The sequence below is a fragment of the Sphingomonas kyeonggiensis genome (assembly GCF_014196745.1).
Classification (GTDB): domain Bacteria; phylum Pseudomonadota; class Alphaproteobacteria; order Sphingomonadales; family Sphingomonadaceae; genus Sphingomonas; species Sphingomonas kyeonggiensis.
In genome coordinates this window covers 754,294-767,148 of the sequence record NZ_JACIEH010000001.1, presented here as the reverse complement: position 1 = coordinate 767,148, position 12,855 = coordinate 754,294, and the positions used below count along the sequence as shown (strand labels likewise).

17 protein-coding genes and 1 other RNA gene are annotated in these 12,855 nt (G+C 66.5%); 7 read left to right on the top strand and 11 right to left on the bottom strand.

Annotation, left to right across the window (positions count from 1 at the left end; genetic code table 11):
* Window positions 1–22: 22 nt before the first annotated feature.
* From GGR46_RS03745 to GGR46_RS03735, 3 genes are all read right to left on the bottom strand, one after another.
* On the bottom strand, window positions 23–994 hold the full coding sequence (locus tag GGR46_RS03745; protein ID WP_183994665.1) for a hypothetical protein: 972 nt from the start codon (window positions 992–994) through the stop codon (window positions 23–25).
* Window positions 995–1,082: 88 nt separating this feature from the next.
* Window positions 1,083–1,180: signal recognition particle sRNA small type (gene ffs, locus GGR46_RS03740), an RNA gene on the bottom strand.
* Between the two features lie 68 nt (window positions 1,181–1,248).
* Window positions 1,249–1,473: a hypothetical protein gene (locus tag GGR46_RS03735; protein WP_183994663.1), complete on the bottom strand. Its 225-nt coding sequence runs from the start codon at window positions 1,471–1,473 to the stop codon at window positions 1,249–1,251.
* A gap of 196 nt (window positions 1,474–1,669) precedes the next feature.
* On the opposite strand from GGR46_RS03735, the gene GGR46_RS03730 reads away from it, so the two are divergent.
* Window positions 1,670–2,158 (top strand): GNAT family N-acetyltransferase, encoded by a 489-nt coding sequence (locus GGR46_RS03730; protein ID WP_183994661.1) that lies wholly within the window; start codon window positions 1,670–1,672, stop codon window positions 2,156–2,158.
* Here the strand turns inward: GGR46_RS03730 and GGR46_RS03725 are convergent.
* The 3 genes from GGR46_RS03725 to GGR46_RS03715 are packed head-to-tail and all read right to left on the bottom strand — an operon-like array spanning window position 2,155 to window position 4,651.
* Window positions 2,155–2,490: a 2Fe-2S iron-sulfur cluster-binding protein gene (locus tag GGR46_RS03725; protein ID WP_183994659.1), complete on the bottom strand. Its 336-nt coding sequence runs from the start codon at window positions 2,488–2,490 to the stop codon at window positions 2,155–2,157. The two genes, GGR46_RS03730 and GGR46_RS03725, sit on opposite strands and share 4 nt — an antisense overlap.
* The gene (locus GGR46_RS03720; RefSeq protein ID WP_183994657.1) at window positions 2,487–3,578 is read right to left on the bottom strand and encodes a cysteine desulfurase family protein; all 1,092 of its coding nucleotides are present in this window, start codon (window positions 3,576–3,578) and stop codon (window positions 2,487–2,489) included. Before GGR46_RS03720 ends, GGR46_RS03725 begins: the two co-directional genes overlap by 4 nt.
* Complete coding sequence (locus GGR46_RS03715) at window positions 3,575–4,651, bottom strand: cysteine desulfurase family protein (protein ID WP_246425886.1); 1,077 nt, start codon at window positions 4,649–4,651, stop codon at window positions 3,575–3,577. The genes GGR46_RS03720 and GGR46_RS03715 overlap by 4 nt, the downstream gene beginning before the upstream one ends.
* A gap of 97 nt (window positions 4,652–4,748) precedes the next feature.
* Here GGR46_RS03715 and GGR46_RS03710 point away from each other — a divergent pair, with 97 nt between their 5' ends.
* Window positions 4,749–5,405: an alpha/beta hydrolase gene (locus GGR46_RS03710; protein WP_116840586.1), complete on the top strand. Its 657-nt coding sequence runs from the start codon at window positions 4,749–4,751 to the stop codon at window positions 5,403–5,405.
* A gap of 246 nt (window positions 5,406–5,651) precedes the next feature.
* On the opposite strand, the gene GGR46_RS03705 is transcribed toward GGR46_RS03710, so the two are convergent.
* From GGR46_RS03705 to GGR46_RS03685, 5 genes are all read right to left on the bottom strand, one after another.
* Window positions 5,652–5,858 (bottom strand): DUF2093 domain-containing protein, encoded by a 207-nt coding sequence (locus GGR46_RS03705; protein ID WP_425506517.1) that lies wholly within the window; start codon window positions 5,856–5,858, stop codon window positions 5,652–5,654.
* A 38-nt stretch (window positions 5,859–5,896) separates the two neighbouring features.
* Window positions 5,897–6,739: an alpha/beta hydrolase gene (locus GGR46_RS03700; protein WP_183994651.1), complete on the bottom strand. Its 843-nt coding sequence runs from the start codon at window positions 6,737–6,739 to the stop codon at window positions 5,897–5,899.
* Between the two features lie 88 nt (window positions 6,740–6,827).
* Window positions 6,828–6,995 (bottom strand): hypothetical protein, encoded by a 168-nt coding sequence (locus GGR46_RS03695; protein WP_183994649.1) that lies wholly within the window; start codon window positions 6,993–6,995, stop codon window positions 6,828–6,830.
* Window positions 6,995–7,171 carry a hypothetical protein gene (locus GGR46_RS03690; RefSeq protein WP_246426022.1) on the bottom strand — a complete coding sequence of 59 codons (177 nt, stop codon included), beginning with the start codon at window positions 7,169–7,171 and terminating at the stop codon, window positions 6,995–6,997. The genes GGR46_RS03695 and GGR46_RS03690 overlap by 1 nt, the downstream gene beginning before the upstream one ends.
* A gap of 4 nt (window positions 7,172–7,175) precedes the next feature.
* The gene (locus GGR46_RS03685) at window positions 7,176–8,111 is read right to left on the bottom strand and encodes a threonine ammonia-lyase (protein WP_425506516.1); all 936 of its coding nucleotides are present in this window, start codon (window positions 8,109–8,111) and stop codon (window positions 7,176–7,178) included.
* Window positions 8,112–8,295: 184 nt separating this feature from the next.
* Here GGR46_RS03685 and GGR46_RS03680 point away from each other — a divergent pair, with 184 nt between their 5' ends.
* From GGR46_RS03680 to GGR46_RS03660, 5 genes are all read left to right on the top strand, one after another.
* The gene (locus tag GGR46_RS03680; protein ID WP_183994645.1) at window positions 8,296–9,537 is read left to right on the top strand and encodes a type III PLP-dependent enzyme; all 1,242 of its coding nucleotides are present in this window, start codon (window positions 8,296–8,298) and stop codon (window positions 9,535–9,537) included.
* Between the two features lie 146 nt (window positions 9,538–9,683).
* Complete coding sequence (locus tag GGR46_RS03675) at window positions 9,684–10,769, top strand: 1,9-bis(guanidino)-5-aza-nonane synthase (RefSeq protein ID WP_183994643.1); 1,086 nt, start codon at window positions 9,684–9,686, stop codon at window positions 10,767–10,769.
* A 102-nt stretch (window positions 10,770–10,871) separates the two neighbouring features.
* Window positions 10,872–11,534, top strand: coding sequence for a DMP19 family protein (locus GGR46_RS03670; protein ID WP_183994641.1), 663 nt, complete (start codon window positions 10,872–10,874; stop codon window positions 11,532–11,534).
* A 180-nt stretch (window positions 11,535–11,714) separates the two neighbouring features.
* Window positions 11,715–12,296, top strand: coding sequence for a TetR/AcrR family transcriptional regulator (locus GGR46_RS03665; RefSeq protein WP_183994639.1), 582 nt, complete (start codon window positions 11,715–11,717; stop codon window positions 12,294–12,296).
* A 62-nt stretch (window positions 12,297–12,358) separates the two neighbouring features.
* Entirely contained in the window at window positions 12,359–12,790 is a 432-nt protein-coding gene (locus GGR46_RS03660; RefSeq protein WP_183994637.1) for an MAPEG family protein, read from the top strand.
* Window positions 12,791–12,855: the final 65 nt, after the last annotated feature.

Below are 12,855 nucleotides of genomic sequence, written 5' to 3'. Positions count from 1 at the left end.
GTTCACAGCACCAGGCACCCGGCTAGAGACCTGTCACACGGAAATCGTTGCTGGCCCAGCGCGCCATGCCTCGTGGCTCCTCGCGCTCGAGCGCGACCCACTCGTGCCGCATCCACTCCCCTGGCGTTGCCGTATCGAAAACAAAGGGCGGCCGGAACATCAGCGGAATCTTCAGCGGCGCATATTCCGCATAAGTACGACGCAGGATCGGCACCAGCCCGTCGCCATCCCGGCGGAATATCTCCCGCCGGCTGAAGGTGATCCGATGGAACCGCAGATCGGACCAGTTCTCCGCACGGCGGGGTTCTAAAGAACTGGCGGTCTCCACCAGCACGAAGTCGGCGCGAACATCCTGTACCGGATCCGAGCGGAAGCACTGGCCCTTCACCCGGAACTGCCGGAGCTTCTCCGACAGATAACGCCGCTCGCCACGCGCCACTTCATCGTCGTCGGCGAAGACGTCTCGCAAGAGCCGATTATCGCAACCCTGCGCCAGCGGGACGATCCGATGAATAACGGCCGGAGACGCGATCGAACCCCGGATAGTGGAGGCTCCGGGCTTCGCCACGCCGAAGCTCCGCGCGACGCCCGTGAAAAGGAAGCGTTGACACTCTTCCTCGCATTTCGTGTCGGCAAGCGGATGGTCGCTCACATACATGATCGACACGCCGTCCGGCATGCGCGGCACGGTGCCGCTATCGCTGCTGAGCAGCATAGCGGCACGGCGCTGGCTCTCGGTATTCATCAGCACTGGCACGATAAAGCTTGCCGCCACCGTCATGGCGAGTACCGCCGACGGCATAAGCTTCAATGCCCGCCGACCAATGCCAGGCACGAATCGCAGAAGCGCGTAAACGAGCAGCGCCGGCGTGACGTAGAGCCAAAGGGTGGGAAGCATTTCGATCAGCATCACCAGCGGCAACGTGACCATCAGTATGAGGAGGAATGCCACCAGTCCGGGCGCGAACATCGCGATCGCCGCAAGCAGCGTCATCGCGACCCAGATTTTCAGTGCAAGACTCTCCCCCTGGCTCACGCGGTGAGCCTAACACAGCCTGCTGCGGAGACCATTCGGAGAATTGAAAGGTGGGAGCCGGAACGACCCGCAGCGAAATCGTTGTGGCTGCTTCGTTCCCGATCTGACCAGGTTGGCGACGACTGCGTCCGCCCGACTCCCGCGGCGCATATGGGCAAAGTCAGGCGGTTAGGCAAGGGCGGGAACGCAGGCACGTTCCCGCCCCCTTGAACTTAGCGGTAGTAACGCACCTTGCGGCACACACGCTGGCGGTGGCCATGGCGCCAGGTGGTCTTGCAGACATTGCGCCAATAGACGCGCTTGCGCGCATGCGGACGGTGGTGCTGGAACTCGGCCTTCGCCGCGACGGCCGGTGCCGCCGGAGCGGCGGCGGCATTGGCGGCCGGAATGGCGAGAGCCGCAGCGGCAGCAGCCGCGAGGATCGGAAGCAGTTTCATGATGTTCTCTCTCCTGCTGGCGGGGGAAAGACCCGCATGGGCGGAAACCGGAACGATCGTTTCGGTTCCATGCACGATCCTGAAACGAGACGGATTGCGCGGGGCTGAATGTCCGGTTCGTTGCCGCAATGTGTTAAATCTGGCGATGGGACCATCCACCGTCGCCTCCTCCGTCCCGGGGTGCTAGCCGGCAGCGATGGACAAGGTAGCAATACGGCGTTTCGACCCCGCCGATCAGGGCGGCGTGGCCGCGCTGATCGTCTCGATCCAGAATGAGGAGTTCGGCATCGCGATTACCGCGGAAGACCAGCCCGACCTCCAGGAGATCCCCGAATTCTATCAGCGCGACGCCGGCGATTTCTGGGTCGCCCGGGCACCGGACGGCGAAATGGCCGGCACGATCGCGCTCAGGGACATTGGCGAAGGCGCGGCGGCCCTGCGCAAGATGTTCGTCCATCCGGCCTATCGCGGCGCCCGCGGCGTGGCCCGCGCGCTGCTCGGCACGTTGCTCGACCACGCCCGGAAGCGGGGCCTGTCCCGCATCTATCTGGGCACCGCCGACCGCTTCCTGGCCGCGCACCGCTTCTACGCGCGCAACGGCTTCCAGCCGATCGACCCGGCGCTGCTGCCGCCCACCTTCCCCCGGATGATGGTCGACACGCGCTTCTACGCGCTGACGCTCTAGCGACCCTGCATGTCGCGGTGCCCGGCCGGCATCCGCACGACCAGCCCGTCCAGCTCCGGCGTGAGCAGGATCTGGCAGGCCAGCCGGCTGGTCCGCACCGCGCCCACCGCCAGGTCGAGCATGTCCTCCTCTTCCTCCGCCGCGCGGGGCAGAAGCGGGAAATATTCCGGATCGACGATCACGTGGCAGGTCGAGCAGGCCATCTGCCCCTCGCACGTGCCTTCCAGCGGCTGGCCGTCGTTCTGACCGACTTCGAGCAGGCGCAGGCCATCCTCCGCCTCGACTTCGTGCCGATCCATCCCGTCGGCGCTGACGAAGGTGACGCGGATCATGCGGCGCGGCTCTGCAGGCGGGCAGCCGAGACGATCCGGTCGATCGCGTGGAGCAGCTCGTCCTCGCTGGTATAGCGGCCATAGCCGATGCGGATGCTGGAGCGCGCCTCGGCATCGCTGAGCCCGATCGCCGCCAGCACATGGCTCGGCCGCCCCGATCCGCTCGCACAGGCCGAGCCCGCCGAGAAGGCGATGTCGCGCAGGTCGGACATCAGCCGCGCGACGTCGAGCCCGTCATGGCGCAGGTTGAGGTTGCCCCGATAACGATCCTCCTGCGCACCGTTGAGCGTCCAGTCGCCTGCGATCCGGTTGAGCGCCGCGCGATAGAGCTGCTCGGCATGGGCGTGATCGGCGCCGAAGCGCTGCTTGGCGAGCTTCGCCGCCGCCCCGAACCCCGCGCACAGCGCCGGCGAGAGCGTGCCCGAGCGCCCGGCCGGCTCCTGTCCGCCGCCGTGGAGCAGCGGCTCGATCGTCACCCCGTCGCGGATCCACAGGGCGCCGACGCCCTTGGGGCCGTGAATCTTGTGCGCCGAGACCGCGATCAGGTCGCAGCCATCGGGAATCAGCACCCGGCCATAACCCTGCACCGCGTCGCAGAGGAACAGCGCGCCCGCCTGATGCGCGAGATGGGCGAGTTCCTCGACCGGCTGGATCACCCCGATCTCGTTGTTGACCAGCATCGCCGCGACCAGGCCCACGCCCGGCCTGATCGCCTCCCGCGCGGCGGCGAGATCGACCAGCCCCTCGGGGCCGACCGGCAGCACGGTCACCGCCCTGCCCTTGCGCGCTTCCGCCGCCACCGTGTCGAGCACCGCGGCATGCTCGGTGGCGATCGTCACGATCCCGCCGGTGCTGCCCTTGATCGCCCAGTTGATCGCCTCGGTCGCGCCGCTGGTGAAGCTGACCGTGCCGCCGGGTGGGAGCAGCCCGGCGACTTCGTCGCGCGCAACCTCCACCGCGGCCCTGGCCGCGCGGCCCGGGGCATGCGCGGAATGCGGATTGGCGAAGTTGGCCTCTAACAGCGGCAGCATGGCGGCCAGCGCCTCGGGGGCGAGCGGCGTGGTCGCCTGATAATCGAGATAGGTCATGCAGCCCTGTTTCTGGCCTCGATCGCGATCTGACGCCAGAGCGTCGTGAAGCTGTCCACCTCGGCTTCGGTGGTATTCCGCCCGAAGCTAACCCGCACCACCTCGCGCAGGGCGGGTTCCTGCCAGCCCATCGCGGTCAGCACATGGCTGGGCCGCATGCTGCCGGAGGAGCAGGCGCTGCCCGCCGAAACCGAAATGCCGGCCAGATCGAAGCGGATCAGCTGCGCGGCAGAGGAGGTGCCCGGCATGCGATAGGCCCCGATCAACGGGCTGCGCGGACGATTGGCGCCGACCACTTCGCCACCCTCCGCCAGCACCACAGCCTCCAGCCGGGCCCGCAGCGCCGCCATGCGCACCAGGTCCTCGGGCACCGACGCGGCCGCGGCATAGCCGAGCGCGCCGGGCAGGTTCTCCGTCCCCGCACGATAGCCCTTTTCCTGCCCGCCCATCGGCAGCAGCGTGCCGAAATCGCGGACCAGCAGCGCGCCGATCCCCGGCGGACCGCCGCGCTTGTGCGCCGAGACCGCGACGAGGTCGCCGTGTCGCAGCACTTCCCCATCCGCGTGCGCGGGCATCTGCGCGGCATCGACCAGCAATATGCCGTCGGCCGCCCGCACGATGCTGGCGATCTCGGCGACCGGCTGGCGCACCCCCGTCTCGCTGTTCGCCCATTGGATGCCGACCAGCGCGCGCGGCCCCTCGGCGAGCGCCGCCTTGAGCGCGTCGAGGTCCAGTATGCCGTCGGCATCCACCGGCAGCACCTGGGCGCCCTCGGCATGGCGCAGCACCGAATCATGTTCGACTGCGCTGATCAGCCGGCGCGGCGCCATCGATCGGGTCAGCGCCATGTGCAGCGATTCGCTCGCCCCGCTGGTGAAGATCAGCTCGTGCGCCCAGCCATAGGCGGCGGCCACGTCCGACCGGGCCCTTTCCAGCGCGGCGCGCGCGGCACGCCCCTCGGCATGGGGAGAGCTGGGATTGGCCCAGTGGCGCATCCCCTCCGCCACGGCGGCAAGCGCTTCCGGCAGCATCGAAGTGGTCGCGGCGTGATCGAGATAGATGCGATCGGGCAAGTTGCTCTCGTAATAATTGCGTAAGACGGCGCGGTGCCTATATAGCGCCCAACGCACCGCGCTCCACTGCGCGCCTCCAATTCTACAGGGACCCGCCTTGCCCGAAGTCATTTTCCCCGGCCCCGAAGGCCGCCTCGAAGGCCGCTTCGCCCCCGCGCCCAAGCCGCGCGCGCCGGTCGCCATGATCCTCCACCCGCACCCCAATGCGGGCGGCACGATGAACAACCGCATCGTCCAGGAGCTCTACAAGACCTTCCAGCGCCGCGGCTTCGCGACGCTCCGCTTCAACTTCCGCGGAGTCGGCAAGAGCCAGGGCACCTTCGACAACGGCATCGGCGAGCTGTCCGACGCTGCCTCGGCGCTCGACTGGGTGCAGAGCTTCCACCCGGAAGCCAGCTCGACCTGGGTCGCCGGCTTCGGCTTCGGTGCCTGGATCGGCATGCAGCTGCTGATGCGCCGCCCGGAGATCCGCGGCTTCATCTCGGTCGCCCCGCCGGCGAACATGTTCGACTTCACCTTCCTCGCCCCCTGCCCGTCCTCGGGCATCATCATCCAGGGCGAGAATGACGAGGTGGTCACGCCGGGCGCCGTCCAGAAGCTGGTCGACAAGCTGCGCACCCAGAAGCACATCACCATCCACCACGATACCATCCCGGGCGCGAACCATTTCTTCGAGAACGAAATGGACGACCTGATGAAGAGCGTGGACAAATATCTGGACATGCGGCTCGACCCGAACTCGCCGATCCGCTGAGCCTTCCCGCCATCCTATAGCTTCGTCACCCCCGCGAAAGCGGGGGCCCATCTCGTGCGCGATCGGCAAGTACGACCGGTGCGTTGTTGGATAGTCCGGGAGATGGGTCCCCGCTTTCGCGGGGATGACGGTTTGGGTTTGCGGCTCTTGTGCCGCGCCTTCGCCTGAGATCCCGGCTTTCGCCGGGATGACGGCCGTGGGCTGAATGACGGCTGTGGGCCGGAATGGCTGTGGCGAAACGACCGCCTATTTCTTCAAATTCTTCGCCCCGCCCGCCAGGATCGCGGCAGTCGCCTCCTGCGCGCTTCGATAGGCTTCCTGGAACTCAGCGCTCCAATATTTGAGCTGGTCGAGCGGAATGGGCTCCCCGCTGACGGCGCAGACGACATGGGTGCCCGGACGGATCACGTCGAAGTCGGACGCGTCGTAGTGGAGTTCGGCGATAAGCGACATGGCGCCCATCTAGGGGCTCGCACGCCGCTCGCCAATGCTCAGCGCGCCAGCACCCCGTCGATCCAGCGATCCACCACCGCCGTCGCCGGATAGCCGGGATGCCCGAGCTGGCGGTTGATCGCCATGTGACCCCGCAGCCCCCGGCCCTCCAGGCCCTGCACCGTCACATGCGCGCCCGCCGCCTCGAGCGCACGGCCCAGCGCCTCGGACTGGCGAGCGCCGTCCTCGCGCTGCACGTGCAGGATCAGGAAGTCCCGTGCATTCGGTGACCCGGCCTGCAGCGTCGGCGACAAGACTCGCTGTCGTGCCGGATCGCTACCGAACGCGGCTTGATAGGTTCCGCCCATGACCCGCGGACCATCGGCCATCTGCGCGGGCACGTCATATGCCGCACCGTCGAGCAGCACGACCCCGGCGAGCCGCTCCAGATCCCAGCCGGCCTTGCGCAGATAGGCGGGATCGGTGGCGACCAGCGCAGCGAGATGCGCACCCGCACTGTGCCCCATCAGCACGACCTTACCGGGATCGAAGCCCAGCTCGCGGGCATGTTGCACCAGATAGCCGAGCGCATCGGCGACATCCTGCGCCTGCTGCTCCACTGTTACCCCGGGCACTAGCCGATAGTTGACGCTGGCAAAGGCGAAGCCGCGCCCGGTGAAATGCGCGACCTTCTCGTCCCCGGTGGCATTGCCCTTGTCGCCGCGCTTCCAGCCGCCGCCATGGACGAACACGACCAGTGGTGCACCGGCGCTGACGCCCTTGTGGAAGTCGAGCTTCTGGAGCTGGGTCGCGCCATAGGCGATCTCATGCGGCGGCACCGACTGGGCGAGTGCGGGCATTCCGGCGAGCAGCAACGGAAGCAGGATCAGGACCTTGCGCATCGCACACCTCATCGAACCGAGGCGCCGAGGATATGTGGCGGCCATGGGAGCGTCCAACGATCTTGTGTAACGAGATGTCGCAGCCGGATCAGATCCGCAGGATCAACAGATTGCCCAGGATCACCACCGCGCAGACCCACATCAGGATCGCCTTGGTCCGGTCGGCCCGGAACTGCTTCCAGCCGCCCCAGACCAGTGCGCCCATCGCCAGCACCGCGATGCTGAGCCAGAGCGGCTCGAGGCTGGGATCGGGCATCAGCGGGCGATCAGCCAGATGACGAGCGCGATCGCGCCGATCACCCCGCCGAACAGCGCGATCATCTTGAGGTCGCCGCGATAGACGATGCGCAGCAGGCCCCACAGGAAATAGCCGAGCCCTCGCGTGCCGACGCTCAGCACATTGGCGATCACGGATCCGAAGCGATTCGACACCGGATCAATCTTTCCCGGCAAGGACTTGGGCATAGGCATCGGGATCGGCATTGCCTCCGGAAAGGAGGACGAGCAAGCCCGGCCTGAAATCCACCTTCCCCGCCAGCAGCGCAGCCAGCGCCACCGCGCCGCCCGGCTCCATCACCACGCGCAGCTTGGCCGCGGCCCAGCGCTGCGCCGTACGGATCTCCGCCTCGCTCACCGCCAGGCCCGTGGCCCCGCGCCGCGAGAGCACGTCGAAAGTCAGCGGCGATACCCGCGTCGTCTGCAATGCATCGCAGGCGGTCGGCGGCGGATTCTCGCCCACCGGCTCGATCCAGCCCGCCTCCAGGCTCAGGCGCATATCGTCCCAGCCTTCGGGTTCGACCGTGACGATCTCCGAGTCGGGCAGCGCCAGCGCGATGCCCGATGCCAGCCCGCCGCCCCCGCACGGCACGAGCACGTTCAGCGGATCGGGCAGTCGTGCCTCGACGATCTGGGTCATCGCCTCGATCCCGGCACTGCCCTGCCCCTCGATGATCCAGGGATCGTCGAAGCTCGGCACCAGAGTCGCGCCCCGGGCATGGGCGAGATGCGCCGCGATTTTCTCACGGCTCTCAGTCATCCGGTCATAGGTGACGATCTCCGCCCCCATCGCCAGCGTCGCGTCGCGCTTCACCTTGGGTGCGTCGGCCGGCATCACGATCACCGCGGGGATGCCGAGCTTCTTCGCCGCCCAGGCGACTCCCTGGGCATGATTGCCCGACGAGAAGGCGACGACGCCCCGCTCGCGCACTTCGTCGTCCAGAGCGGTGAGTCGATGCCAAGCGCCGCGGATCTTGAACGCCCCGATCGGCTGCAGGCACTCGGCCTTGAAGCAGACCGGCACACCATGAATTTCCCGAACGAACAAAGGGGTTTGCGGCAGGATGCTAGCGATCTTGGCGGCGGCGTCCCGCACCCCTGCCCGCGTTGGCTGTCGCACAATTGTCACTTTTCACCCCCGCCGTAGAAATCCGGACCCCGAATCACTTTACACCCCGGTCCAACGTCCTTATGTGCCGCCTTCCGCTGCCCCATGGGACTTCCAACCGCAAGGCAGCTTTTGTCAACGATCGCCGTAAGGCACTTGGAGGTCCCTTGAGTTGCACAAGCATCATCGCGCGCTGGGGTTAGCGCCCCTCTCGACCGCCGGCTCCTCCGTGACCGGCATCGACATCGCTAAGCAGGGTCCGGTTCAGCCGGTCACGCTCGTCCGTCCGCACGCTGCGGCTCGGGCGGCTCGGTTCTTCGTCGAGAAGTTCCCGGGCAAGGCAATGTATGCCGTGAAGGCGAATCCCTCGCCCGAACTGCTGCAGATCCTGTGGGACAACGGCATCACCACCTATGACGTGGCGTCGATCGGCGAAGTGCGCCTGGTCGCGCGCACGCTGCCCGAAGCCACGCTCTGCTTCATGCACCCGGTCAAGGCCGAGGAAGCGATCGAAGAGGCGTACTTCACGCATGGTGTCCGCACCTTCTCGCTCGACAGCCTCGAGGAGCTGGAGAAGATCGTCCGCGCCACCAGCCGTGACGGCGTGGCCGCGAGCGACCTGACGCTCTGCGTGCGCCTGCGCGTCTCGTCGGACCATTCGAAGCTGAGCCTCGCGTCGAAGTTCGGCGCCGGCCCGGGCGAAGCCGCCAAGCTGCTGTTCGAGACCCGCCAGGTCGCCGACGCGCTGGGCATCTGCTTCCATGTCGGATCGCAGGCGATGTCGCCGGAAGCCTATTCGAACGCGATGGAGCGCGTGCGCGCGGCAATCGTCGAGTCGGCCGTCACCGTGGACGTCATCGACGTCGGCGGCGGCTTCCCGTCGACCTATCCGGGCATGACCCCGCCGCCGCTCGAGCATTATTTCGATGCGATCCACCGCGCGTTCGAGAGCCTGCCGATCTCCTATTCGGCCGAGCTCTGGGCCGAGCCGGGCCGTGCGCTGTGCGCCGAGTACAGCTCGATCGTGGTGCGCGTCGAGCGTCGCCGCGGCGCGGAGCTGTACATCAACGACGGCGCCTATGGCGCGCTGTTCGATGCCGCGCACATCGACTGGAAGTTCCCGGTCGAGCTGCTGCGCGAGCCGGAATCGAACGCCAAGGACGTCGAGTTCAGCTTCTACGGCCCGACCTGCGACGATCTCGATTACATGAAGGGCCCGTTCCTTCTGCCGGCCGACACCCGTTCGGGCGACTATTTCGAGATCGGCATGCTGGGCGCCTATGGCTCGGCGATGCGCACCGCGTTCAACGGCTTCGGCACGGACGCGACCGTTGTCGTGACCGACGAGCCGATGGCTTCGATGTATGTCGAGCTCACGGAACGCCAGCCGGCCTGGAACGTCGTCAAGCTGTAACGTCGCAACGCTTTAAACCGTCATCCCCGCACAGGCACTGCCTGCGCGGGGATGACGGATGTGTTTCCGGGGTCTAAGGGCCCCGAATATCGGGTTACCGCGTCCCCTTTGAATGACGGCGGCATGGCAAGAATATGGGAGATCCCATGACCGACACCACCACGCTCAACAAGCAGGCGAGCGCCAACGCCCCGATCAACGACACCCGCAAGGCGGAACTGCTGTCGAAGCAGGTCAAGCACATCGACATCACGTCGTTCGATGCGCGTCCGATCGTCGATGCGATGGCCGATATGAGCTTCACCAGCCGCGACCTCGGCCGCGCCACCAAGATCTACAACGAGATGCTGGCCGACAAGGACTGCACCGTCGTCCTGGTGATCGCCGGCTCGACCTCGGCCGGCGGCTGCATGGACCTCTATGCCGAGCTGGTGCGCAACAACATGGTCGACGTGATCGTCGCCACCGGCGCCACCATCGTCGACATGGATTTCTTCGAGGGCCTTGGCCACAAGCACTATCAGGCGCTCGAGATCCCTGACGACGACACGCTGCGCTCGCTCTACATCGACCGTATCTACGACACGTACATCGACGAGGAAGCGCTCCAGAACGTCGACCACACGATCTTCGAGATCGCCGAGACGCTCGAGCCCAAGGCCTATTCGTCGCGCGCCTTCATCCGCGAGATGGGCAAGTATCTCGTCGAGCACGGCAAGAAGGACAACAGCCTGGTCAAGCTCGCATACGAGCATGACGTGCCGATCTTCTGCCCGGCATTCGTCGACTCGTCGGCCGGCTTCGGCCTGGTCAAGCACCAGGTGGACCGCGCCAAGGAAGGCAAGCCCTACCTGCTGCTCGACGCGATCGCCGACTTCCGCGAGCTCACCGAGATCAAGATCCAGGCAGGCACCACCGGCCTGCTGATGATCGGCGGCGGCGTGCCGAAGAACTTCATCCAGGACACCGTCGTCTGCGCCGAGATCCTCGGCCATGAGGACGTCGAAGTGCACAAGTACGCCGTGCAGATCACCGTCGCCGACGTGCGCGACGGTGCCTGCTCGTCCTCGACCCTCCAGGAGGCGGCGTCGTGGGGCAAGGTCAACACCGGCATCGAGCAGATGGTGTTCGCGGAAGCGGGCTCGGTCATGCCGCTGCTGGCGTCGGACGCCTATCACCGCGGCCACTGGCGCGAGCGCGTCAAGCGCGGCTGGGCGAAGCTGTTCGCCTGATCGCCTGACGATCGGATGAGAAACAGGGCGGCGGGGACATCCCCGGCCGCCCTTTTCTTTTGGCCGTTGAACAAGCCGGCATGGCCGGTCATGCATCTATACATGGAAAGCACGCGAATCGCCGAAATCCGGATCTCGTCCGCCGAACTCGATGACGAGCATCCCTATAACCTGTGCAACTGGGTCGAGATATATGTCGGCATTGCGATGCGGGAGGCCGGCTATCGCTCCGAAGAGCTTCCCGAAGGCGCCGGCGACTTCTTCGACGTCATGCGATATTATGGCGAGTGGAACAATGGCGGGCACGAAGCCTGTTTCGACATCGGCGATGAACTCGAAGCCTGGCCACGCGCCTCGCGGTTCTTCGGCCGGCTCGGACTGGACGACCGCAAGGCGCTGATCGACGATTTCACCCAGTTCCTGATCGCCAATGACGAGCAGTTGACGGACCTCTACGAAGCAGAGGAGGAAGAAGCCGCGCGCGCGCTCTTCCATCCGTTCGACGATCGCTTCTGGGAGATCGAGAAGCGCGACGGCAAACTCGCCGACACGCTCTACCAGTGGCTGCGCGCGCAACCCTGGCTGGTACTCGACCCCACCGCCCCGCCCCTCACCGCGCAGCGTCTCCGCGATGCTATCCCGGACCATCCCCAGGCACAGGCGCGCAAGGAAGCCAAGGCACGGCGAAATTTGGCCGAACATGGTGGTGCGGCACGCGCCAGCTTGCTGCGTCTTCGCGACTTTCTGCTGGATCGGAGAAAATGAGGCTGGCCGCGAGGCAGGTTCCCGCCTGCCCTGGCCCGCCGGCCCTGTTCGGCCCATAGGCTCCGCCAAAACTGTCCCGCCTTGGGAAAACGAACCTCCCAGCCTCCTATGCGCTCCTGCGCTGCAACATGCCGGCAGCAATCCCGGTGCAGTCATGGTCAACGCATCAGTGAGAGTTGAATGCCCCGTCTGACCGAAGCGACGGCCGCCAAACGCCGCATGCACATTCTCGAAGCCGCCGCGCGTTGCCTTTTCGAACGCGGGCTGCTGGCCATGTCGGTCGACGACGTCTGCGCCAACGCCGGGATCAGCAAGGGCGCATTCTACAGCCATTTCCCGAGCAAGGAGGCGCTGATCCACGCGGTCACCGACATGCTCTCCGCCGAGCTCGGCCCGATCGAGGACACCGGCATCGCGGCACTGGCGGATTCGGTGTTCGAGCGCCAGATCGCCCCTGCCCTGCCGCCTGCGAACGCGCGCTTCGGCATCGAGGTGACTGCCGCCAGTGCCGGCGATTCCGGGCTGCGCGAACGCAACACCGCCAATCTCGAACGGCTGCGCCATGCGGTCGAGGCGGCGGTCCGCGGCCTCATCGCCGCCGGCAAGGCCCGTACAGGCGTGGATGCCGAAGCGGTGGGCTGGCTGGTCCAGGCGCATGTTATGGGCGTGCTCTGCCGCAACGCGGTCTGGCCGGCGCAGGACGAAGCGGCGCTGCGCCGCTCGACGCATCTGCTGCTCGAAAGCCTGCTCGCGCCCGTTTAGTTGCATTTCCGAACTGATTGCGGCAGCCTCTCTTCCATCGAACGCAGTGGAGGGGGACTGCAATGCACAGCGAAATCCTGGCGCCGGTGGTGGCGCTCGTGGCCTGGACCCTGGTGATGCTGGTCTGGATGCTCGTCCTGCGCATCCCGGCGATGAGCAAGGCCGGTATCGACCTGAACAAGCTGGTCGGCGCCAGGGGTTCGGACGCCGACAAGATCCTGCCCGCCGCGGCGCAGTGGAAGGCGCACAACTACAACCATCTCCATGAGCAGCCGACCCTCTTCTACGCGGTCGCGCTCACGCTCGCGCTGCTCGGTCAGGGGCATGGGCTCAACCTGTGGCTCGCCTGGGCCTATGTGCTGCTGCGCATCGGCCACAGCCTGATCCAGTCGACCATCAACCGGGTCGCGTTCCGCTTCGTTCTGTTCCTGCTCTCGACGCTGGTGCTGGTGGCGATGACGCTGCACGCGGGGCTGGCGGTACTGCAACGTTAAACCCCTCTCCCTTTGGGAGAGTGAGGGTGAGGGTCGACCAATCGATTCCTGCCCTGCTGCCCTCA

Excerpts from the sequence above, each read along its gene's own strand:
- GGR46_RS03675 (WP_183994643.1), top strand. The coding sequence starts at position 9,684 with ATGACCGACACCACCACGCTCAACAAGCAGGCGAGCGCCAACGCCCCG.
- GGR46_RS03745 (WP_183994665.1), bottom strand. The coding sequence starts at position 994 with ATGACGCTGCTTGCGGCGATCGCGATGTTCGCGCCCGGACTGGTGGCA.
- GGR46_RS03695 (WP_183994649.1), bottom strand. The coding sequence starts at position 6,995 with ATGCCCGATCCCAGCCTCGAGCCGCTCTGGCTCAGCATCGCGGTGCTG.
- GGR46_RS03725 (WP_183994659.1), bottom strand. The coding sequence starts at position 2,490 with ATGATCCGCGTCACCTTCGTCAGCGCCGACGGGATGGATCGGCACGAA.
- GGR46_RS03735 (WP_183994663.1), bottom strand. The coding sequence starts at position 1,473 with ATGAAACTGCTTCCGATCCTCGCGGCTGCTGCCGCTGCGGCTCTCGCC.
- GGR46_RS03720 (WP_183994657.1), bottom strand. The coding sequence starts at position 3,578 with ATGACCTATCTCGATTATCAGGCGACCACGCCGCTCGCCCCCGAGGCG.
- GGR46_RS03670 (WP_183994641.1), top strand. The coding sequence starts at position 10,872 with ATGGAAAGCACGCGAATCGCCGAAATCCGGATCTCGTCCGCCGAACTC.
- GGR46_RS03730 (WP_183994661.1), top strand. The coding sequence starts at position 1,670 with ATGGACAAGGTAGCAATACGGCGTTTCGACCCCGCCGATCAGGGCGGC.
- GGR46_RS03660 (WP_183994637.1), top strand. The coding sequence starts at position 12,359 with ATGCACAGCGAAATCCTGGCGCCGGTGGTGGCGCTCGTGGCCTGGACC.
- GGR46_RS03665 (WP_183994639.1), top strand. The coding sequence starts at position 11,715 with ATGCCCCGTCTGACCGAAGCGACGGCCGCCAAACGCCGCATGCACATT.
- GGR46_RS03705 (WP_425506517.1), bottom strand. The coding sequence starts at position 5,858 with ATGTCGCTTATCGCCGAACTCCACTACGACGCGTCCGACTTCGACGTG.
- GGR46_RS03700 (WP_183994651.1), bottom strand. The coding sequence starts at position 6,739 with ATGCGCAAGGTCCTGATCCTGCTTCCGTTGCTGCTCGCCGGAATGCCC.